General features: G+C 73.4%; 16 protein-coding genes. 7 read left to right on the top strand and 9 right to left on the bottom strand.

Annotated elements, in window-relative coordinates; translation table 11 throughout:
• Window positions 1-26: 26 nt before the first annotated feature.
• From P3T35_RS19755 to P3T35_RS19740, 4 genes are all read left to right on the top strand, one after another.
• Window positions 27-1520: a class I adenylate-forming enzyme family protein gene (locus tag P3T35_RS19755; protein ID WP_101378927.1), complete on the top strand. Its 1494-nt coding sequence runs from the start codon at window positions 27-29 to the stop codon at window positions 1518-1520.
• Window positions 1517-2773 carry a cytochrome P450 gene (locus P3T35_RS19750; RefSeq protein ID WP_180356321.1) on the top strand — a complete coding sequence of 419 codons (1257 nt, stop codon included), beginning with the start codon at window positions 1517-1519 and terminating at the stop codon, window positions 2771-2773. Before P3T35_RS19755 ends, P3T35_RS19750 begins: the two co-directional genes overlap by 4 nt.
• A complete protein-coding gene (locus P3T35_RS19745) occupies window positions 2764-3672 on the top strand; it encodes an NAD(P)-dependent oxidoreductase (protein ID WP_101378926.1) in 909 nt (302 codons plus the stop codon). The genes P3T35_RS19750 and P3T35_RS19745 overlap by 10 nt, the downstream gene beginning before the upstream one ends.
• A gap of 344 nt (window positions 3673-4016) precedes the next feature.
• A complete protein-coding gene (locus tag P3T35_RS19740) occupies window positions 4017-4883 on the top strand; it encodes a BadF/BadG/BcrA/BcrD ATPase family protein (RefSeq protein WP_101378925.1) in 867 nt (288 codons plus the stop codon).
• Window positions 4884-4916: 33 nt separating this feature from the next.
• On the opposite strand, the gene P3T35_RS19735 is transcribed toward P3T35_RS19740, so the two are convergent.
• Window positions 4917-6350, bottom strand: a complete 1434-nt coding sequence (locus tag P3T35_RS19735; protein WP_180356320.1) for a PLP-dependent aminotransferase family protein — start codon at window positions 6348-6350, stop codon at window positions 4917-4919.
• Window positions 6351-6383: 33 nt separating this feature from the next.
• Between P3T35_RS19735 and P3T35_RS19730 the strand changes: the two genes are divergently transcribed.
• On the top strand, window positions 6384-7277 hold the full coding sequence (locus tag P3T35_RS19730; protein WP_101378924.1) for a DMT family transporter: 894 nt from the start codon (window positions 6384-6386) through the stop codon (window positions 7275-7277).
• A gap of 238 nt (window positions 7278-7515) precedes the next feature.
• Here P3T35_RS19730 and P3T35_RS19725 read toward each other — a convergent pair whose 3' ends face one another.
• The 3 genes from P3T35_RS19725 to P3T35_RS19715 form a co-directional block, all read right to left on the bottom strand.
• Complete coding sequence (locus tag P3T35_RS19725; RefSeq protein WP_101378923.1) at window positions 7516-7989, bottom strand: hypothetical protein; 474 nt, start codon at window positions 7987-7989, stop codon at window positions 7516-7518.
• 218 nt (window positions 7990-8207) lie between these two features.
• Window positions 8208-10562 carry a family 20 glycosylhydrolase gene (locus tag P3T35_RS19720; RefSeq protein ID WP_101378922.1) on the bottom strand — a complete coding sequence of 785 codons (2355 nt, stop codon included), beginning with the start codon at window positions 10560-10562 and terminating at the stop codon, window positions 8208-8210.
• 148 nt (window positions 10563-10710) lie between these two features.
• Window positions 10711-11604 (bottom strand): carbon-nitrogen hydrolase family protein, encoded by an 894-nt coding sequence (locus P3T35_RS19715; protein ID WP_101378921.1) that lies wholly within the window; start codon window positions 11602-11604, stop codon window positions 10711-10713.
• Window positions 11605-11707: 103 nt separating this feature from the next.
• Between P3T35_RS19715 and P3T35_RS19710 the strand changes: the two genes are divergently transcribed.
• A complete protein-coding gene (locus P3T35_RS19710; RefSeq protein WP_101378920.1) occupies window positions 11708-12235 on the top strand; it encodes a pyridoxamine 5'-phosphate oxidase family protein in 528 nt (175 codons plus the stop codon).
• A gap of 81 nt (window positions 12236-12316) precedes the next feature.
• Here P3T35_RS19710 and P3T35_RS19705 read toward each other — a convergent pair whose 3' ends face one another.
• Together P3T35_RS19705 and P3T35_RS19700 are read right to left on the bottom strand one after the other, a co-directional pair.
• The gene (locus P3T35_RS19705) at window positions 12317-13864 is read right to left on the bottom strand and encodes an alpha/beta hydrolase (RefSeq protein WP_101378919.1); all 1548 of its coding nucleotides are present in this window, start codon (window positions 13862-13864) and stop codon (window positions 12317-12319) included.
• A 175-nt stretch (window positions 13865-14039) separates the two neighbouring features.
• Window positions 14040-14918: a helix-turn-helix transcriptional regulator gene (locus tag P3T35_RS19700; RefSeq protein WP_101378918.1), complete on the bottom strand. Its 879-nt coding sequence runs from the start codon at window positions 14916-14918 to the stop codon at window positions 14040-14042.
• Between the two features lie 250 nt (window positions 14919-15168).
• On the opposite strand from P3T35_RS19700, the gene P3T35_RS19695 reads away from it, so the two are divergent.
• Window positions 15169-16554 carry an MFS transporter gene (locus tag P3T35_RS19695; protein ID WP_101378917.1) on the top strand — a complete coding sequence of 462 codons (1386 nt, stop codon included), beginning with the start codon at window positions 15169-15171 and terminating at the stop codon, window positions 16552-16554.
• Window positions 16555-16591: 37 nt separating this feature from the next.
• Here the strand turns inward: P3T35_RS19695 and P3T35_RS19690 are convergent, their stop codons facing one another.
• The 3 genes from P3T35_RS19690 to P3T35_RS19680 all read right to left on the bottom strand — a co-directional run bounded on the left by P3T35_RS19690 (window position 16592) and on the right by P3T35_RS19680 (window position 18703).
• Complete coding sequence (locus tag P3T35_RS19690; protein ID WP_101378916.1) at window positions 16592-17482, bottom strand: PfkB family carbohydrate kinase; 891 nt, start codon at window positions 17480-17482, stop codon at window positions 16592-16594.
• A gap of 100 nt (window positions 17483-17582) precedes the next feature.
• Window positions 17583-18500 carry a pseudouridine-5'-phosphate glycosidase gene (locus P3T35_RS19685; protein WP_101378915.1) on the bottom strand — a complete coding sequence of 306 codons (918 nt, stop codon included), beginning with the start codon at window positions 18498-18500 and terminating at the stop codon, window positions 17583-17585.
• Between the two features lie 29 nt (window positions 18501-18529).
• Window positions 18530-18703: a hypothetical protein gene (locus tag P3T35_RS19680; RefSeq protein WP_180356319.1), complete on the bottom strand. Its 174-nt coding sequence runs from the start codon at window positions 18701-18703 to the stop codon at window positions 18530-18532.
• Between the last annotated feature and the right edge of the window lie 41 nt (window positions 18704-18744).

Raw genomic sequence — 18744 nt, 5'->3', positions numbered from 1 at the left:
CATCCGCTGAGGAAGGAGCCGCAACGATGCTGGACGCACTCGCGCACGCGCTGCGCACCATCGACCCCGACCGCCCCGCCCTGCTCGGCGCCACCCGCTCCGGCGCGGCCCGGGTGATCGTCCGCCGCGGTGAGCTCGCCGAACTCGCCGACGGCTATGCCGCCGCCCTGCACCGGCGCGGGCTCACCACGGGGGACACCCTCGGTGTCGCCGTCCGCCCGGGTCCGCGCGGGCTCGCGGTGCTGCTGGCCGCGTACCGCCTCGGGCTGCGAGTCGCCGTACTCGACCCGACGGCAGGGCCGGACGTCCTGGCGGCCAGGCTCGCGCTGGCCCGGCCCGACCTGGTCGTCGCCGATGCCACCGCGCAGGCGGCGGCAGGCTGGGCCCGCCCGCTCGCCCGGCGCGCCGGTCTCGCACTGCCGCCGCTGGCCGCGCTCGGCCCACTCGCAACCGTCGGTCCGCGCCTGCCTGGGTGCGCGCCCGCCCTCGGGCGCCGGTCCGGACCGCTGCCCGAGCCGGTCAGCGGTGACGGCGACGCCGTCATCGTCTTCACCGCCGGCACCACCGCCCGACCCCGCGCCGTCGTGCACAGCCGCGCGAGCCTGGCGGCGAGCCTGCGGGCGGTGACGGACCTGGTCGCCCCGGAGCGCGGCACCACCGTCCTCGGCGGCACGTTCTTCGTCCTGGCCCCGGCCCTCACCGCAGGCGCGAGGGTCGCCCTCCCGGCCCGCCGGGGAGTCCGGCTGGCGCGTCAACTCGCCGCCCTCGCACCGGCGAACACCTACCTCACACCGCCGCAGCTGCGGGCCGCCCTGGCCGCCGGGGCGCGCTTCGGCGGCCGCGTCTGGACCGGCTCGGCGCCCGCCGACGCGGCGCTGCTCGGCCGGGTCAGGGCGGCCGGCGCGGCACAGGCGTGGGGCGTCTACGCGCTGACCGAGCTGTTCCCGGCGGCCGCCGTGGAGGCGGCGGAGAAGGGCGCGTTCGCGGCGGACGGACAGGCGGGCGACCTGGTCGGGCACCCGCTGCCCGGCGTCCGGACGGCCCTCGGCACCGACCACGAACTCCTGCTCGCCGGCCCCGCCGCCCGTGACCGCTACCTCGGTGAGGCACCGGACCCCTGGGTCCGCACCGGCGACCGGGCCACGCCGACCCAGGACGGCCGGATCGTGCTCGCCGGCCGGTTGAAGGACATGGTGCTGCGCCGCGCCGAGAACATCTACCCGGGCCTCTATGAGCCGGCCCTGCACGTGCGGGGCGTCGAACTCGCCGTCCTGGTAGGCGTTTCGGACGGGCAGGGCGACGAGCGGCTGGTCGCCCTGGTCCAGCCGCGCGGCAGCAGCGATCCGCGCACGCTCCGCGCCGCCCTTGCCGCCCCGCTCGCCCGGATGGGCACGGCGCGCCCCGACGCCGTCCTGTTCGGCGAGGTCCCGCTCGCCGGCCGCTCCCGCAAACCGGACCGGAAGGCCGCGGCGGCCCACTGCGCGGCACAGTTGGCGACACACCACGGCGGACGCCGATGACCGCGGGCGAGACCGCTGCGGTGGCCATGGTGGACGGCGAGACCGCTGACGCGGCCATGGTGGACTGCGAGACCGCTGCTATGGCCGCAGTCGACTGGACGCGCGCCCGGCGGCTGGACCGGCGGGTGTACCTGCGCAGCCACCCCGTGCTCTTCACGCTGCTCTGCGCCACCCGGCGGCGGCCGGTGGTCCGGCTCGGCCGCACCGTGCTCGTGCACGGCACCACCCCCTACCTGGAGGTGCTGACCCGAGTACCGCTGGACCGGGCGGCACCGGGCACGACCGGTGGCGTGGTGGCCCAACTGACCGGCGGCGGACAGCTCTTCGACCAGGACGGCCCCGACCACCGGGCGGCCCGCCGATCGACGGCGACCGAGCTCAGTGCGGCGGCGCTGCACACGCGCCTGCGGCCGCTGTGGCAGGCCGCGCTGGCCGAGCTGCTCGACGCGGCGCGGGCGGACGGGCTCGTCGACCTGGTGGACCTGGCCGAGCAGGTCGCCGGCGTCACGGCAGCCACCCTGACCGGGAGCCGCGCGGACCCGCGCGCGCTCGCCCGGGCGGCCACGGCGGCCGCCGCAGCCGCGGCGCGTGACCATCTGCCCGGCCTGCGTCCGCACCGCGAGGGCGTGACGACCGCCGCCGTGGCGGCGCTGGGCGCGCTGCTCCCCGACCCGGCGGACGCCATGCTCGTCGTCGCCGCCGTCAACACCACCCGCACCGCACTGCCCCGGGCCGCGGCCTGGTGCGCCGACGCCAACCACTGGCCCAACACCGAGGGCGCCCGCGGCGCCCAAGGCGCTCAAAGCGCCCACGGGCTGGCCGTCGAGCTGCTGCGGCGCACCGCGCCCGCGCCGCTGCTGCCGCGCGTCGCCGCCGCCGACGCGATCGTGGCCGGGGTCCCGATCCGGGCGGGCGACCGCCTGCTGCTGGTCACCCGGCACGCGGCCCAGGCGCACCGCCCCGCCGCGCCCGCCACCGCCGCCACCACCCAGGCGGTCTTCGGCGCCGGCCCCCACGCCTGCCCGGGCGCCGGGCTGGCGCGGGCCCAACTGGCGGACTTCCTGCTTGCCCTGGCGCCGTACCGGCCCACCGTCGTGCGCCGCGAGGTCGACCGCCGCGCCGCGCTGCCGGGGTACCGGGCGCTCGTCGTCCGCTTGAGAGGGGCGGAGGTCGCTCATGGGCAGGCCGGTACCGCCGGTCGTGATGAGCCCGGAAGCAGGACTGATCGGGGACGGGAGACGCCATGCGAATAGACGCCACGCGGATAGCCCTCACCGGTGCGAGCGGATTCTGCGGCTCCCACATCGCGCGGGCCGTCGCCGGGCTCGGCGCCGACCTGGTCTGCCTGGGGCGGCGGCCCGGACCGGTCGGGCGTCATGTGCGGTGGGACGCGGCCGCCGGGCAGCCGGACCTCGAAGACGACATCGACCTCGTCATCCACTGCGCTGCCGCTGTCGACGACCTGCCGCCCGGCGCCCCAGGTGAGGCGATCCAACGGGCCGTCAACGTCGACGGCACGGCCGGACTGCTCCGCGCCGCCGCCGGGCGGCCGGTGGTCCAGGTGAGCAGCGCCAGCGTCTACCCGCCGAGCCCCGCGACCGGCCCCGTGCGCGAGGACCGGCCGACCGGATTCGGCCACCTCAACGCGTACGGCCGCACCAAAGCCGCCGCCGACGCACTCGCGCTGGCCGCCGGAGCCGTCGTGCTGCGCCCACGCGCCGTCTACGGGCCCGGCGACCCGCACCTCGTGCCCCGGCTGCTCGACCGCGTGCGCCACGGACTGCTCCCGCTGCCCGGCAGGGACGTGACGCTCAGCCTGACGGCCGTACAGAACCTCGCCGACGCCTGCCTGGCCGCCGCCGGACTCGCCACCGGACCCGCGTGGCCGCCCGGCGCCTACAACATCGCCGACGCCCACCCCTACCGCCGCGACGCCGCCGTGCGCCGCGTGCTGGCGGCGCACGGCGTGCGCGTGCGGATCGTGCACCTGCCCGTCCGCGCGGCAACCTGGGCGGCCCGCACCGGCCGCGTGCCGGGCCTGACGCCGTACGCCGTGGACCAGGTGGCCCGAGGCGTCGTGCTCGACACCACCCGCGCCCGGGCCGGTGGTTGGGAGCCGTACTGGGATCTGGATGTGGTGTTCGGCGGGTGAGCGGGTTCGGGCGTGTGGCGGGTTCCGAGGCTTCGCGCTGCCAAGGCGCAGGGGCTGGTGGTTGGGAGCCGTACTGGGGTCTCGATTTGGTGTTCGGCGGGTGAGCGGGTTCGGCCGTGTGGCGGGTCCCGAGGCCTCTGCCCTGCCGGCGCGCAGGAGGCGGCGGCGGTTCGGCGGGCGGGCGCTCCGGGCGGTCCGGCGGTCTCGGGTGCAGAGTCTCATGCCGACCGGACTTCCCGGCGCACCGGTGCAGCAGCCTGCTGCCATCGAGGGCCGTGCACATCGGGCAAGATCTGACAGTGCATCGGGCGTTCAGTGGGGCTGGGTGGGTTGGGAGGTGTCGGATGAGCGGCTTGCGGCTCGGTCTGGACGTGGGGGGCACCAGCACCCGCGCGGTGCTGGTCGACGCCGCGGGCGAGGTGCGCGGCCGTGGTACGGCGGCGGGTGCGAACCCTGCCGGTACGGACCCGGACGCCGCCCTGGCGGCACTCGCGACGGCTGTCAGAGCGGCGTTGGCCACTCGGGATCCGGCGACGGTGACGGCCTGCCTGATCGGCCTCGCCGGCTACCGGTCGCTGCCCGACCCCGCCGAGTTCGCCGCCCGCTGCCGGTCTGCTCTCCAACTCCGGTGCCCCGTGCGGGTGGTGCCGGACGCCGTGCCCGCGCTCGCCGCCGGGGGCGTGCCGGACGGCACCGGCACCGTGCTGATCGCCGGGACGGGTTCGATCTGCATCCGGCTCGTCGGGCACCGGCCGCGCACGCTACGCGGTGGGCTGGGCTGGCTGCTCGGCGACGAGGGCAGCGGCTTCTGGCTCGGGCGCATGGCGCTGCGCGAGGCCGTCGACCACCCCGACGGGGCGCTGGGTGCCGCCGTGCGCCGCGAGTGCGCGGCCGACTCGCCGCAGGAGCTGGTGCGTTGGGCCTACGCCGGCCCGCCGCGCCGCCTGGCCGGCCTCGCCCCGCTGGTCTCGGCGGCGGCCCTGGACGGCGACCCCGCCGCCGTCGCGCTGGCCGAGGCCGCCGCCGGGGAGCTGGGTGCCCTGGTCCGCGCCACTGCCGTGCGTGGTGAACCGCTGGTCCTGGCGGGCTCGGTGGCCGCCGGCCCCGGGCCGATCCGCGATCGGCTGCTCGACCGGCTGGCCGATCTGGCGCCGCGGCTCCCGGTGGTCGACGCGGCGACGGCTGCGGCGCGGTTGGCGGAGCTGAGTTGACGCTGGGTGCTGTCAGCGCCGGGCTGGCGACTGTCAGTTGACGCTAGCCTCCGTCAGTGCCCGGTCCAGGCGCCGGGCGCCTTCCGCCAACTGCTCCACGCTCTCCGCGTAGCCATAGCTCAACCGCAGGTGCGGGGCCGGCGGTTCGGCGGTGAAGTACGGCCCGCCCGGGGTGACCGCCACTCCCGCGCGCAGGGCAGTGGCAGTCACCGCCTCCGGGGTGAGCCCCTGCGGCAGCCTTACCCACAACTGATAAGCACCATAGGCAATCTGATGGGACATCAGTTCAGGTCGAAGCTGCGTCAGCGCCGTGGCCAGCGCGGTGCGCCGATCCCGCAGCGCGGCCGCCAGGGTGCGCAGGTGCTGCGCCCACGCCGGGGCGGCGACCAGCTCCAGTGCGGTTTCCTGCAGGGGGCGCGGGACGAAGAAGCTGTCCACCGTCTGCACCGCGCGCAGCCGGGCCAGTGCCGGACCACGGGCGGCCAGCGCCGCGACCCGCAGATTGGGTGAGGTCGGCTTGGTCAGCGAGCGGATGTGGACCACCACGCCGTCCGGGTCGGCGGCGGCCAGCGGCGCGGGCAGCGGCGGTGCGTCCGCGTGGACCAGGCGCCGTGCGTAGTCGTCCTCCACCACGAACGCCCCGGCCGCCCGGGCGATCCGCAGCACCTCATCGCGGCGCTCGCCGCTGAGCACGGCGCCGGTCGGGTTGTGGAACAGCGGCTGGCAGACGAACAGCCGGGCGCCGGTGGCCGCGAAGGCGTCGGCGAGCAGGTCGGTGCGCACCCCGTCCGCGTCCACCGGCACCGGCACCGGACGCAGCCCGGCGGCCCGGGCGATGGCGAGTATGCCGGGGTAGGTGGGCGACTCGACCAGCACCGGCGCCCCGGGGGCGGCCAGCGAGCGCAGCGCGGTGTTGAGCGCGCTCTGGCCGCCGGCGGCGATCAGCACGTCGGACGCGGCGAGGCCGTCGGCGATGTCCCGGGCGAACCAGGCCCGCAGCTCGGGCAGCCCCTCCACCGGCGGCCTGCTCCAGGCGCCCGGCCGTCGACCGGCCCGGGCCAGCGCGGCCGCCAGGGCGCGCTCCGGCTGGAGCGAGGGGTGCAGATAGCCGCTGTTGAGGTCGACCACCTCGGGCGGCGCCAGCAGCAGGGTGGCGAGCACACCGGTCGCGTCGGCGACCCGGGCCGGCGGCACGCCCGCCTCCGCGCTGAGCGCCACCTCCTGCCAGGAGGTGTCCCCGGGCGCGGGCGCGGAACGTGCCGCCTCGGCGCGGAACACCCCGGCGCCCGGCCGGGAGACCACCAGCCCCTCGGCGACCAGGGCGGCGATCGCCCGCGAGACCGTCACCGGACTCACCTGGTACTGCTGCATCAGCTCCCGGCTGGACGCCAGCTTCTCACCGGGAGAGTAGCGGGCGAGCTCGCGACGCAGGGTTTCGGCAAGCTCTGTCACCGTGGTTCGGGTCATGCGCACCGCCATCGTCGACTGCTACGCTTATTCATGACAGCACATGATAGCGCTATCCTCACCCGCTCGATAGCGGCCGGCGGCACCGCCTTCGCCGCCCTGGGCGTGCTCTGCTTCTCGTTCACCTTCCCCGCCACCTCCTGGGCCCTCGACGGCTTCGGCCCCTGGACGATCACCGGACTGAGGGGAGTGCTCGCCGCGGCCCTGGCCGGCGTCTGCCTGGCCGTCAGGCGCGTCCCGCTGCCGGCCCGCTCCGACTGGCCCGGGCTGTTGGCGGTGGCCGGCGGCTGCGTGGTGGGGTTCCCGCTGCTCAGCACCCTGGCGCTGCGGACCTCCTCCACCGCCCACTCCGCCGTGGTGATCGGCATGCTGCCACTGGCCACCGCGGCGCTGTCCGCGCTGCGCACCGGCGCCCGCGCGCCCCGGATGTTCTGGTGGGCCGCACTGGCCGGCGCCGTGGTGGTGCTGGCCTTCACCCTCCAGCAGAGCGCCGGCCGACCGAGCCTCGCCGACGGCTATCTGTTCGCCGCCCTGCTGGTCTGCGCAGCCGGCTACGCCGAGGGCGGCCGGCTGGCGCAGCGGATGCCCGGCTGGCAGGTGGTCGCCTGGGGCGTGCTCGCGGCACTGCCCGCCACCGCGCTCACCTGCGTTCTCGCCCTGCCCGCCGAGCCGGTCCACCTGACCCCGCACAGCATGGTCGGGCTCGGCTACCTCGCCGCCGTCTCCCAGTTCGGCGGCTTCGTGGCCTGGTACGGGGGCATGGCCGCGATCGGCGTCCTGCGCGCCAGCCAACTCCAGCTCGCCCAACCGCTGCTCACCCTCTGCTGGGCGGTGCTCGTGCTCGGCGAGCGGCTGCCGGCGGCCGTGCCGGTGACGGCGCTGGCGGTGGTCGCCTGCATCGCGGCCACCCAACGGGTGCGGGGCTGACCGCGAAGCAGGCCTGCATCAGACACCGCCGATGCTCACTGCCGTGCCGACGGCTCGGTCAGCCGGTGCGTGGCCAGCCAGGCGGCGTGCCGGCGCATCCCAGAGGGCTGGCCGCCGCAGCAGATGGATCCTCGCTCGGCCCCCCGCTTGGCAAGCATCCACCCCCGTGCCCGCCGGGGCCGACGCCGGCGGGCACGGGCTCACTTCTTCGGACTTGCGGACTTTTGGACTGCGGTGGTCAGCGGCTCCCGCTCGCGTCGCCGGGGCCGCAGGCCACGCCGTCGTGGTTGGTGTCCAGGCCGAGGTCGTCCCGGCCGTGCACGGCCAGGTCCCGGTAGCCGTGCTGCAGCAGCCAGGTGCAGCGGGCGCCGGGCGTGGTGCCGACGCCGGGCGGGAAGGCGGCCGGTACGCAGACGTTGAGCGCGCCGTAGTGGTGGTCGCAACCGTCGGCGTTGGGGGCGACCGGGGTCTCGTCGGTCCGCTTGGACTGAGGGGCCATCGGATGCGCGGCCGGGCTCTGGGCGAAGTCCAGGATGTGCGGGTCGGGCCGGAGCTGCTGGGCGGCGGCGGTCCCGGCCGTCGGCGGAACAGGGCGGGAGGAGGCGCTCGGCGTGGCGAGGGTGAGGGCCAGCGCCAGCCCGGCCACACCGGTGCCGAGCACGGCGGCCGCCCTGCCCGGATGCCGACGGCGGCGCGAGGGTCGAACGGTCATCGGACCGTCCTTTCGTCGTAGCCCGAAGTAGCTCCAGCTACCTGTTCGACCCGGCGACCAGCAGGTACACCCAGGCCGAGTACTACGAGCGGCTCCGGGACATGGCCGTGCTGATCGTCGAACTCCCGGCTCAGTAGGCGGCTCAGCGGTGCGGCACGTCCCGGTGGCCCGGGCCGAGCCGACGGCCGGGAGGTCGCCCGCCCGGCCCCCGCTGTGGGTCAGCCGATCGTCCAGTGCTGGAGTGTCGAGCCGGTGTCGGGCTGTTGGGTGATCAGGGCGTCGTTGGCCGTCGATGCCGTGGTCAGGAGGAGTCCGCTGGGGACCGAGGTGACGGTCCAGCTGCCGTCCGGGAGTTGGGCGAGCCGCCAGTGCTGGTGGCCGTCGCCGGTGCACGGTTCCTGGACGACGGCGGCTCCGGCGGTGGTCGAGGCGCCGCTGACGTCCAGGCACAGGCCGGACGCATCATTGACCAACTGGTAGGAACCGTCGGCCTGTTGGGTGATGGTCCAGACCTGGTTAGGGCCGCCGTGCAGGCCCCAGCTGATCAGCTGAGTGCCGGCGGTGGTCGAGCCGGCCGGGTCGTCGAGCGCCTGGCCGCCGGTGCTGAGCGTGTGTGCGCCGTTCGGCCCGGTGTCACGGAAGACTTCGAACTCGTAGAGCGAGTAGCCCCATTGAGTGCCACGGGTGGTGCCGTAGAGGCGGATGTAGCGGCCGCTGCCGGTGAAGCCGGTCAGGGTCTCGGTGCCGCCGGTTCCGTTGGTGCGGGTGTAGACCGTGGTCCAGGTGGTGCCGTCGTTCGAGAGCTGGATCTGGTAGTCCTTGCCGTAGGCGGTCTCCCAGGCGAGTACCACTCGATTGACAGTCTGCACGCTGCCCAGGTCCACCTGGAGCCAGGTCGGGTCGGTGTACTGGCTGGACCAGCGGGAGTTCAGGTCCCCGTCGGTCGCGTTGGCGGCCGGGAAGTTGGGGGTCTCGATGCTGGACGCGGTGGTCGGCCGACCTTGGGCGAGGTCACCTTGGATGACCGGCACGGGGTAGAGCGGGTTGCGGCCGATCGCGTCCATGATCGGGATGAACGCGGCGTAGGTCGATACCGGCTTGGGGGAGTTCCACGTCAGCTGGGCCAGGTCGCGCAGCGGGTACTTGAGGTTGGCGGCGGTCTGGTCCACGGTCTCGGCGGTCGGGTTGTCGCACCAGACGTGCAGCAGCGAGCCGGGGTTGCGGCTGGGGTCGCTGATGGTGTTGGAACCCTGGAACAGGTCGGGGTTCCAGGACTGGTACATCCAGGTGGTGTCGGGCTTGGCGCCGCCGTAGACGTAGTAGGTCGGAGTCCAGGACTCGTTGGCGACGGTGTGCCCGGCGTCGATCAGCTGCTGCGGCGTCAGGCCGTAGTCGTACCAGTACTCGACCACGATGTCCGGGTTGGGAGCGATGGTGCCGTCGCCGGCCTTGATGCCGTCGTTCCACATCCGGGCGGTCTTGCCGCCGGCCCGGACGATCGAGTCGGCCCAGTTGACGAAGCCGTAGAAGGCGTCCTTCGCGGTGGCGTTGGGGCCGTAAGTGGCCTGGGCGTAACTGAGCAGTTGCGGGTAGGAGGCGTAGTCGGTCACGTACTCGTCGGCGCCGATGTGCCAGTACTTCGAGGAGGTGAAGAGCGGCTCGTACTCGTGGATCAGGTCGCTCATCAGGGTGCGGGCGCCCGGGATGGTGACGTCGATGTAGCTGCTGCTGGGACTCCCCGAACTGTCCTTCAGCCGGTAGTCGTTGCCGATCGAGAGCTCACCGGAGAGGATCGCGTCCATGTGGCCGGGCATGTCGATCTCCGGCACCACGGCGACGTGGTACTTGTCGCCCAGCGCGATGATCGCCGCGAGGTCCGCCTTGGAGTAGTGCTGCGCTGAGGTGATCTCCGGGTGGGTGCTGCTCTCCAGGCGGAACCCGTAGGTGTCCGACAGGTGCAGGTGCAGGTAGTTGAGTTTCAGGTAGGACATCTCGCGGATCTGGTTCTCGACCCAGTCGACCGGGAAGAAGTTCCGTCCGGTGTCGATCATCAGCCCGCGCTCGCTCTTGCCGGGCGAGTCGGTCCCAGCGCCGGCCGACACCGTCGCACCCTGGTGCAGCCACTGGAGGACGGTCCGGGTGCCCCAGAACTCCCCGTCGGTGGTGGACCCTTGAACGGTGATGGCGGGGCCGACGGTGACCCGGTAGCCCTCCGCGGGCTGGTTGCCTCCGAGGGTGAGGGCGATGTCGCCGGGTGCGGCGCTGGTACCGGCCGGTGCCACGGTGACCGTGTGCCCTTCGAGGGCGGTCAGGTCGGTGGCGAAGGTGGTGGCGTCCCCCGCGAGTTGGGCTGCGTAGGCGGGGTCCACGACGACTCGGCTGGACGGGCCGAAGGTGAAGGAACCGGTCGCCGACGTCCAGCTCTGCAGGGCCGGGACGGTCGTCGGCGGGGTGGCGGCGGCCGGGGGAGCGGCGGGGGAAGCAGCAGCGGCCGAGGTAGCCGGGAGCAGGAAGGAGAAGGGGAGCGCAGTGGTGAGGAGTGCCGCGGCGAGTGTGGATTTGACTGATCGCATGGCCTACCCAGGGTCGGGGGAGGGAGCGCGTGCGTGCAGAATTTGCTCGATGGTTGCAGGGTCTATACCACTAGCAGCATGCAACGGGCAGTATTGAGCAGAATGGCCCCGGCGGCAAGAGTGCTGAGAGCAGCACGAGTTGACTGGTTCAGAACCTGGTGCGCACGTCGCTGCGCGCCTCACCCGACACCACATGCCCGTCATACAGGCCCGCGCGTGCCGACCGGCGCCATGGACGGGCAAGGCGGCGGGTCATCGAGATGTCCGGGTCCTGCGTGTCCAGGTCGAGATCGGCGAACGCGAGACCGGGTCGGCGGTCGGCGGCGCAACTCGCGAGTCGGCGGCCGCCCGGCGCGATGATCCTCGCGGGCGCGGTGGCACCGAACTGGGCCGGGATGGAGTATGCGACCCAGTAGTTGTAGAGGATCGCGTACGCCTGAGCCAGCACGGCGAGTCGGGCGTCGTCAGCCATCGCGGACAGCAGGACGCAGTCCACATCCAACTGCTCGTACTCCGCGAACAGTTCGGGGAAGTTGGCCTCGATGCACAGGGCGGCACCGAACCGGATGCCGTCAACCTCGAAGACGAGTGGAGTCGTGCCGGGTGTGTACAGGTACGAGAGTTCGCTGTGCGACAGGTACCGCTTGTCGTAGCGGCCCACGAGCTCGCCCTGGTCCGAGACGATGTACAGGCTGTTGTGCGGGCGGTGCGGCGGTGTCAGCGGATGGATCGATCCGAACGCCACCCACAGCCCCAACTCCCCGGCCAGTTGGGCCACGGCCTCGGCCTCGGCGCGCATGACGTCCCAGTCGACCCGGCCCCAATCCGCGGCGGCGAGCGTTCCCCTGGGACCGGACGACATCACGTGCTTGTCGGGGTAGGTGATGGCACCTTCGGGAAACTGCACCAGCCGCGCCCCGCCCGCATGCGCCTCGCGCATCAGCCGGCGGACCTGGGCGCCGCTCGCCCGCAGGGTCTCCGGGTCGGTGGGATCTTCCGCCACGGTGCTCTGCGCGACCGCCAAACGCAATGTCCTCGGCATCAGCCCACGGTATGTCCGGTGTTGCGGGGGAGCACAGGCCGATCCTGGCCATTCCATGATCAAAATTACCGGCGGTGCCGGGAACGATGTGGGATGGTTGATCATGCCCGCAACCAACCCTTGGCTGGCCGGACCGGCCCCGCAGCAGCGGCTTGACCGCGAGCGCCTCGAAGAGCGCATCCTCAACCTGCTGTCGTCCCAGAACATGTGCGTGCTGGCAACGGCGGGCCAGGATGGACCGTTGGCGACGCCGGTGCGCTACTTCCACCTCGACTTCGCGTTGATGTTCACCACGGCGGCAGGGTCGCCGAAGATGCGCAATCTGGCGACGGATCCCCGCGTGTCCGTGGGGGTGTTCGCCCCGCTGGTCGGGCAGGCCAGCAGCCGTGGTGCCCAGATCTTCGGGCGAGCCCGGGTGCTGAACGAGGACGACCCGGACTTCGCGCACTATTGGCCGGCCGTCCGCTGGCAGTCCGATCACGTCGAGCGCTCCCGTTCGCTGGACGAGCCGCCATCAGGACCGCTTGTGGTGGTCGAGGCCGACCGGATCGTCTACACCGAGCACTGGCTGCGCCGCGAGGGCTTCGCGCCGCGTCAGTTCTGGCGCCGGCCCAAGCCGACGGACGCATGACGCCTGACGCGGTCTGCTAGCACCGGTCCGGTGACGCTGGTCCGATAGCGCCGATCTGCTGAGCGCGGCCCGCACATCCCTTCACTGCGCGGGGCAGTAGGCGTCCTGCTCTGGGCGGCGGCCGGTGACCAGGTACTCCGTCACCAGGTCGTCGCCGCAGGCGTTGCCATTGGCGAGGTACGCGTCGTGGCCACCGGAGTCCACGGTGACCAGCCTGGCCCGGTCGCCCAGGTCGCTTCGCAGGCGCAGGGCGCCACTGTACGGCGTGGCCGGGTCGCGGAGGTTCTGTATCAGCAGGACGTTCGACGGGCCGTGGTCACCGACGACCACCGGGGGTTCGGTGGGCTTGGCGGGCCAGAATGCGCAGGGCATCACATTGACCGGCATACCAGCGGTCAGCGGGTGGACGACGCGGTCGACCGCGGCCGCCTGCGCGTAGTCGGCAACGGAGGCGGGCCAGCTGACGTCCCCGCACAGGGTGCCGACCGAGACGGCGAAGGTGTTCTGCAGCGCCGCGTCGGGGGCAACCGTCGGCGCGGGAAGCGGGCGTCGGCCCTGTGCGGCGAGCATCAGCTCGGCCAGCTGCGGGAAGTCGGCGTCGCTGTAGAGGCTCTGCAGCATGACGCTGCGCAGCACATTGCCGTTCAGCTCGGCGGGGTTGGCGCCCGGCCAGGGAATGGGCGAGCGGTCCAGGCGGGCGGCGAGGTCGAGGTAGTCGGCGCGCACCTGCTCGGGGGTGTCGGCCACCCGGTCCGGGTTGCCGGCCTGGCCGGCCCAGGCGGCGAAGTCGGGGAACCGGTCTTCCGCGCCGCTGGCGAAGGCGTCCAGCCAGCCGCGCCCGACCCTGGTCGCGTCGGGGTCGTCGTTGCTGTCCAGCACCACCCGGTCGGTGTGCTGGGGGAACATCGTGGCGTACACCGCGCCGACGTAGGTGCCGTAGGAGACGCCCCAGGCCGACATCCGGCGCGCGCCGAGGGCACTGCGGATGCTGTCCAGATCGCGCGCCTCGTTGGCGGTGCTCAGGGTGCGCAGCACCGGACCGCCATTGCTCCAGCACTTGTCGGCGAGGTGCTGGGCGAAGGCGACATTGGCCGTGATGCCGCCATCGGGAGCCGGCCAGGGGTACATGTTGACCGGCGACAGGTCCTCATGGGAGAGCCCGCAGCTGACCGGGGTGGACTGGCCGACGCCCCGCGGGTCGAACCCGATGAGGTCATAGCGGTCGAGCACCGACTGCGGGAGCCGCTTGGCCGCGTCGCTCGGACGGTTGAGGCCGGAGCCGCCCGGCCCGCCGGGAATGGTCACCAGGACACCGCGGCGCAGCCGGGGTTGGGTGGCCGGGATCCGCGAGACGGCCAGCGTGATGCTCGGGCCGTCGGGCTGTCGGTAGTCGAGCGGCACGGCGAGCGTGGCGCACTGCTGTCGCGGGTCGACACCGGTGCCCGCGCCGGTGCACGGCCCCCAGTGCAGCTCCGGGCCGCGCGGCGCGGCGTGCGCCAGCGGGGCGGTGAGGGCCAGGACAGTCGAGGTGGCGGCCAGCAGGAGCGCCACACGGTGGGTGCCCTGCAGACGCTGGCTCTGCGGGTTCGTGCCGGTCGGACGCGAGCCGTTCAGGTGAGTGATCTTCATGGAGAAAATTCTTCTCCCTTGCGGACGGCACAACGAGGGGGCTAACAGGCGTATCTGATCTAGTCTCAGCCACCCGTCCAGTAGGGGGGGTAGCCCCACGGCTGACGGTGGCCCTGGCACTACCGCCAGCTGGGTGAGACGGGGCGGGGCGGAGTCTCCATGGTTCCTCGCATGTTCATCGATCCGAGGCGACCACCGAAATACTCTGGGTCGAAGTCAGAGTGCCTTGCAACAACCGGAGTCCGAGTTCATCAGCCGATCCCGGCACGGCGCTGTAGAGCAGCAGCCAGTGGCCCGTGCCGTCGGCCGGTTGGAGGGTCTCGAAGTCCAACTCCAGTGGGCCGACCACCGGATGGTGGAAGGACTTGCGGCCGGTGGTGCAGTTGGCGACCGACTGCTTGGCCCAGAGCGCGGCGAACTCCTGGCTGTTCAGGAGCAGTTCACCGGTCAGCTCGGCCAGTCGCCGGTCGTCCGTGTGACCCCCGGCCGCCAGGCGCAGCGAGGCCACCGCACGCCGGGCCTCCGTCGCCCAGTCCGGATACAGCTCCCTGGTGTGCGGATCGAGGAAGAGCATCCGCTGCAGGTTGGGCCGGTCGGCGGGGCGCTCCGGCGCGGTGCGGTCCAGGTGCCCGGCCACCAGGGCGTGGCCGAGCGCGTTCCAGGCGAGCACATCGCGACGGCGGTTCAGCACCACGGCCGGGACGCCGTCCATCGCCTCGATCAGCTGGCGGGTCGCGGGGCGCACCTGCTCGGGGCGCTCCGCCGGGCGGCGCTTGGCCCGGCGCGGGCGAGCAAGATTCCGCAGATGGGCGTGCTCGTCCTCGGTCAGCCGGAGTGCTCGGGCCAGGGCGTCGAGCACCGCCTCGGAGGCGTTGCCGCTCTGCCCCTGCTCCAGTCGCGTGTAGTAGGCCGCGCTGACGCCCGCGAGCTGGGCCAACTCCTCCCGGCGCAGGCCCGGCACCCGTCGCCGACCGCCGAACGAGGTCAGCCCGACGTCCTCGGGCCGCAGCCGAGCCCGCCGCGCCCGCAGGAACTCTCCGAGATCCGTATCCATACGGATGAGTATCGCGCGAACCGGCCCCCGCAGCCTGCCCCTGCCAGGGACAGGAAAGCGGCCGGCCTGACGCTGCCGGTGATTCGGCGCGGTCGGCCGACCGTAAGCAAGGACTCCGCCTGGCGCTGCCACCGGTACGCAACGACTCAGCCTGACCCTGCCATTGGTACCAACCGCTCGGGGATGGCTGCCCCCCGACGCGCCACCACAGACTCCCGGTGACCACAAAAACCCGGAGGGAGTCCACGACATGGCGGTACTCGACAGAACATCAGCAGCACCTACCGACCGGCTCACCGGCCGTGCCCGGCTGGTGCTGGCCGTCCTACTGGTAGCCCAGTTCACCCTGGCGGTGGATTTCTCGATCCTGAACGTCGCACTGCCCGCGATCGGCCGGGGCCTGGGCTTCCGGATCGGCCAACTCCAGTGGGTGGCCAGCGCGTTCGCGCTCGCGGCGGCCGGCTTCACGCTGCTCTTCGGCCGACTGGCCGACCTGATCGGACGCCGCCGGCTGTTCCTGATCGGCCTTGCCCTGCTGGGCGCGGCCTCACTGCTGGGCGGGTTCGCGGTGAACCCGGCAATGCTGCTGACCGCCCGGGTCGCCCAGGGCCTGGCGACCGCCGCCGTCACCCCGGCCGGCCTGGCGCTGCTCACCTCGGCCTTCCCCGAAGGCCCGCTGCGTGAGCGGGCGTTGGGCCTCAACGGTGCGTTGATGTCGGCGGGGTTCACCACCGGCGCGGTGCTCGGCGGCGTGCTCACCGACCTGCTCAGCTGGCGCTGGGCGTTCCTGCTCAACGTGCCGGTGGTGCTGGCCGTGCTGCTGATCGCACCCCGGGTGCTGACCGAGAGCCGTGGCGCACGCGAACGGCTGGACCTGCCCGGCGCGGTCACCGTGACGGCCGGGCTGCTGGCCCTGGTCGCCGGGCTGACCACGCCCGCGCTGCGCCTGCCGGGGCTGCTCGCCGGGGCGGTGCTGCTGGTGGCCTGCTACCTGATCGAGCGTCGCGCCGCCAGCCCCCTGGTACCGGTGCGGATCCTGCACCGGCCAACGGTCGTGTGGGGCAACCTGATCGGGCTGCTGGCCTTCGCCACCGAGACCTCGCTGGTCTTCCTGCTCACCCTCTACCTGCAGCGGGTGCTCGGCTTCGCGCCGCTCGCCGCCGGCCTCTGCTTCGCGGTGCTGGGGCTCGGCACGGTGGTCGGCGGGGTGACGGCGGCGCGGGTGATCGGGCGGCTCGGCACCACCCGGGCGCTGGTGCTCGGTGGTGCGGTGCAGGCGCTGGCCACGACGGCGCTGATCGCGCTGGGGGAGGGGCGCGGCTGGCTGGGTCTGCTCCTGGCGGCCACCTTCGTGGGCGGCGTCGGCAACATGGTGGTGATCGTGGGGTTCATGGTGACCGCCACCTCGGGGCTGCCGACCGCCGACCAGGGCACCGCGACCGGCCTGGCCACCATGACCCAGCAGATCGGGATCACCATGGGCACACCCGTGATGAGCGCGATCGCCACCGCTGGTCTCGGCGCATCCGCCGGCTCCGCCACGGTGCTCCACGGCGTCGCCACCGCGATCACGGCCAATGCGGCGCTGGTGGTCGTCGGCATCCTGGTGGCCGGGGTCGCGCTGCGCAGGCGCTAGCCAACTGTGCTGGTGGGCCAGGCGGTTCACCAGCACCTCACCCGACGGTCGGCCGCGCGCCCACCACCGCCACCGCCTGCGCGCCGGCCGCGCACCCCACCGCCAACGCCCGCTGCTGGTCGGCCCCGGCCAGCAGCGCCGCCAGATACCCGCCCGCGAAGGCGTCACCCGCGCCGGTGCTGTCCACCGCGGCGGTCGGCACCCCGGGCGCGCGGGCGATCACCGCGCCGGCCCGGGCGGCGATCGCGCCCGCCGCCCCGAGCTTGACCACCGCGGTGCCGACCCAGCGGCTGAGCGCGATCGCCGCCGCCTCCGGTTCGGCTTCGCCGCTGAGCAGTTGGGCCTCCTCCAGGTTGGGCAGCAGCACGTCGACCCCGGTCACGGCCGCCCGGAACGCCGGCACTCCCAACGCCCCCAGGAAGCCGGTGGAAGCCGGGTCCACGCTCACCGGCACCCCGGCGGCCCGCGCGTCCGCGATAGCCGCCCGCGCCAACTCCCGCCCGGCAGGTGGAAAGAGCAGGTAGCCCGACAGGTGGAGGCGGCCAACTCCAGCCAGCAGCACCGGATCCCAGTCCGCGAGCCGCAACCCGGCGGCGGCGCCGACGTCGGTGACCATGCTGCGCTCGGCCGTCTCGTCCACCAGCGCTATCACCACCCCGGTCGGCTGCTCCGCAGCGACCACCAACTGCGCCGTCACACCGGCGGCCGCCAGCGCCGCCCGGTGCCAGTCGGCGGAGTCGGCCCCCACCCGGGCCAGCACCCGCACCTCCCGGGCACCCGAACGTGCCGCCCAGGCAGCGGTGTTGCCCGCCGCGCCGCCGGGCAGCAGGACGATCCGGGCGGGCGTGTCGGTGTTCGGCGCCAGCGGCCCGCGGTGCCGGGCGACCACATCGGTGACCACGTTGCCGATCACCAGAAGGCCACTCATGCGCCCACCTCGCAGCGCTCGGCGAGCGCTTCGCGGCACACGCACCTCCTGAGTACGACCTCTCCCCCAGCCTCCGGCCGGGGGGACCCCCACCGCTCGCTCATGCGCTGGCCCAGGCAGCGGCGATCCGGGCCGCCAGTCGGACGTTGCCGCGCACCGCCGCGAGATTGGCCTCCAGCGAGGCGCCCTTGGTGTGCTCGGTGAGATAAGCGAGCAGGAACGGGGTGACGGCCTGCCCGGTGACGCCCTCCCGGTCGGCGGCGGCGAGCCCGTCGGCCAGCACCCGGTCGTGCAGCAGCGGGTCCAACTGCTCCTCGCGCGGCACCGGATTCGCCACCACCAGCGCCGACTCGGGCCCGCCGAGGGCGTCCTGGGCCCGCATCGCGGCGGCCACCTGGGCGGGCTCGTGCAGTGTCCAGTCCACCGGATTGCCCGAACTGCTCAGGTAGAAGCCCGGGAACTCCTCGGCGCCGAAGCCGATGACGCCAACTCCTAGAGTTTCCAGGCGCTGTAGAGTCGCGGGCACGTCCAGGATCGACTTGACGCCCGCGCAGACCACGGTGATCCGGGTGCGGGCCAGCAGCCCCAGGTCGGCCGACTCGTCCTGGGTGCTGATCCAGTCCCGGTGCACGCCGCCGAGCCCGCCGGTGGCGAAGACCCGGATCTCGGCCCGCGCTGCCAGGAAGGCGGTGCCGGAGACGGTGGTCGCGCCGCTGGCGCCGGTGGCCAGTGCGGGCGCGAGGTCGCGGAACCCGAACTTGCGCAGGCCCTCCTGGTTGGCGACCCGGTCCAGCCCGCCGGCGTCCAGGCCGATCCGGACCGTGCCATCCAGCACCGCGATGGTGGCCGGCACCGCACCGTGCGCCCGGACCAGTTCCTCCAACTCACCGGCGACGGCCAGGTTGCGGGGGCGGGGGAGGCCATGGGCGATGATCGTCGACTCCAGCGCGACCACCGGCGCACCCCGGTCGAGTGCGTCGCGGACCTCGGCTGAGTACTGGAACGTGGTTGGCGTCATTTCGGATACCTGGCGTGCGGCGATGCCACTCAAACCTGTGCATCAACCTGCGCATCACGCTGGCCATCGACACGCGCGTCACGCTGGCCATCGACACGCGCGTCACGCTGGCCATCGACACGCGCGTCACGCTGGCCATCGACACGCGCGTCACCATGCGCATCGACACGCGCATGACCGTGGCCATCGATCTGCGCAGTCATGCACTGACATCCCACCTATGCACAGAAACAATCACAAACAA

The organism is Kitasatospora sp. GP30, from assembly GCF_029892145.1.
Taxonomy (GTDB): domain Bacteria; phylum Actinomycetota; class Actinomycetes; order Streptomycetales; family Streptomycetaceae; genus Kitasatospora; species Kitasatospora acidiphila.
Note: the sequence above shows the minus strand (reverse complement) of the source record. Positions and strands in the feature narration are given on the sequence as shown.

Coding starts and splice junctions, on each gene's coding strand:
- P3T35_RS19730 (WP_101378924.1), top strand. CDS start 6,384: ATGACAGCACATGATAGCGCTATCCTCACCCGCTCGATAGCGGCCGGC.
- P3T35_RS19710 (WP_101378920.1), top strand. CDS start 11,708: ATGCCCGCAACCAACCCTTGGCTGGCCGGACCGGCCCCGCAGCAGCGG.
- P3T35_RS19740 (WP_101378925.1), top strand. CDS start 4,017: ATGAGCGGCTTGCGGCTCGGTCTGGACGTGGGGGGCACCAGCACCCGC.
- P3T35_RS19700 (WP_101378918.1), bottom strand. CDS start 14,918: ATGGATACGGATCTCGGAGAGTTCCTGCGGGCGCGGCGGGCTCGGCTG.
- P3T35_RS19695 (WP_101378917.1), top strand. CDS start 15,169: ATGGCGGTACTCGACAGAACATCAGCAGCACCTACCGACCGGCTCACC.
- P3T35_RS19705 (WP_101378919.1), bottom strand. CDS start 13,864: ATGAAGATCACTCACCTGAACGGCTCGCGTCCGACCGGCACGAACCCG.
- P3T35_RS19685 (WP_101378915.1), bottom strand. CDS start 18,500: ATGACGCCAACCACGTTCCAGTACTCAGCCGAGGTCCGCGACGCACTC.
- P3T35_RS19680 (WP_180356319.1), bottom strand. CDS start 18,703: ATGACTGCGCAGATCGATGGCCACGGTCATGCGCGTGTCGATGCGCAT.
- P3T35_RS19720 (WP_101378922.1), bottom strand. CDS start 10,562: ATGCGATCAGTCAAATCCACACTCGCCGCGGCACTCCTCACCACTGCG.
- P3T35_RS19725 (WP_101378923.1), bottom strand. CDS start 7,989: ATGACCGTTCGACCCTCGCGCCGCCGTCGGCATCCGGGCAGGGCGGCC.
- P3T35_RS19735 (WP_180356320.1), bottom strand. CDS start 6,350: ATGACCCGAACCACGGTGACAGAGCTTGCCGAAACCCTGCGTCGCGAG.
- P3T35_RS19755 (WP_101378927.1), top strand. CDS start 27: ATGCTGGACGCACTCGCGCACGCGCTGCGCACCATCGACCCCGACCGC.
- P3T35_RS19715 (WP_101378921.1), bottom strand. CDS start 11,604: ATGCCGAGGACATTGCGTTTGGCGGTCGCGCAGAGCACCGTGGCGGAA.
- P3T35_RS19750 (WP_180356321.1), top strand. CDS start 1,517: ATGACCGCGGGCGAGACCGCTGCGGTGGCCATGGTGGACGGCGAGACC.
- P3T35_RS19745 (WP_101378926.1), top strand. CDS start 2,764: ATGCGAATAGACGCCACGCGGATAGCCCTCACCGGTGCGAGCGGATTC.
- P3T35_RS19690 (WP_101378916.1), bottom strand. CDS start 17,482: ATGAGTGGCCTTCTGGTGATCGGCAACGTGGTCACCGATGTGGTCGCC.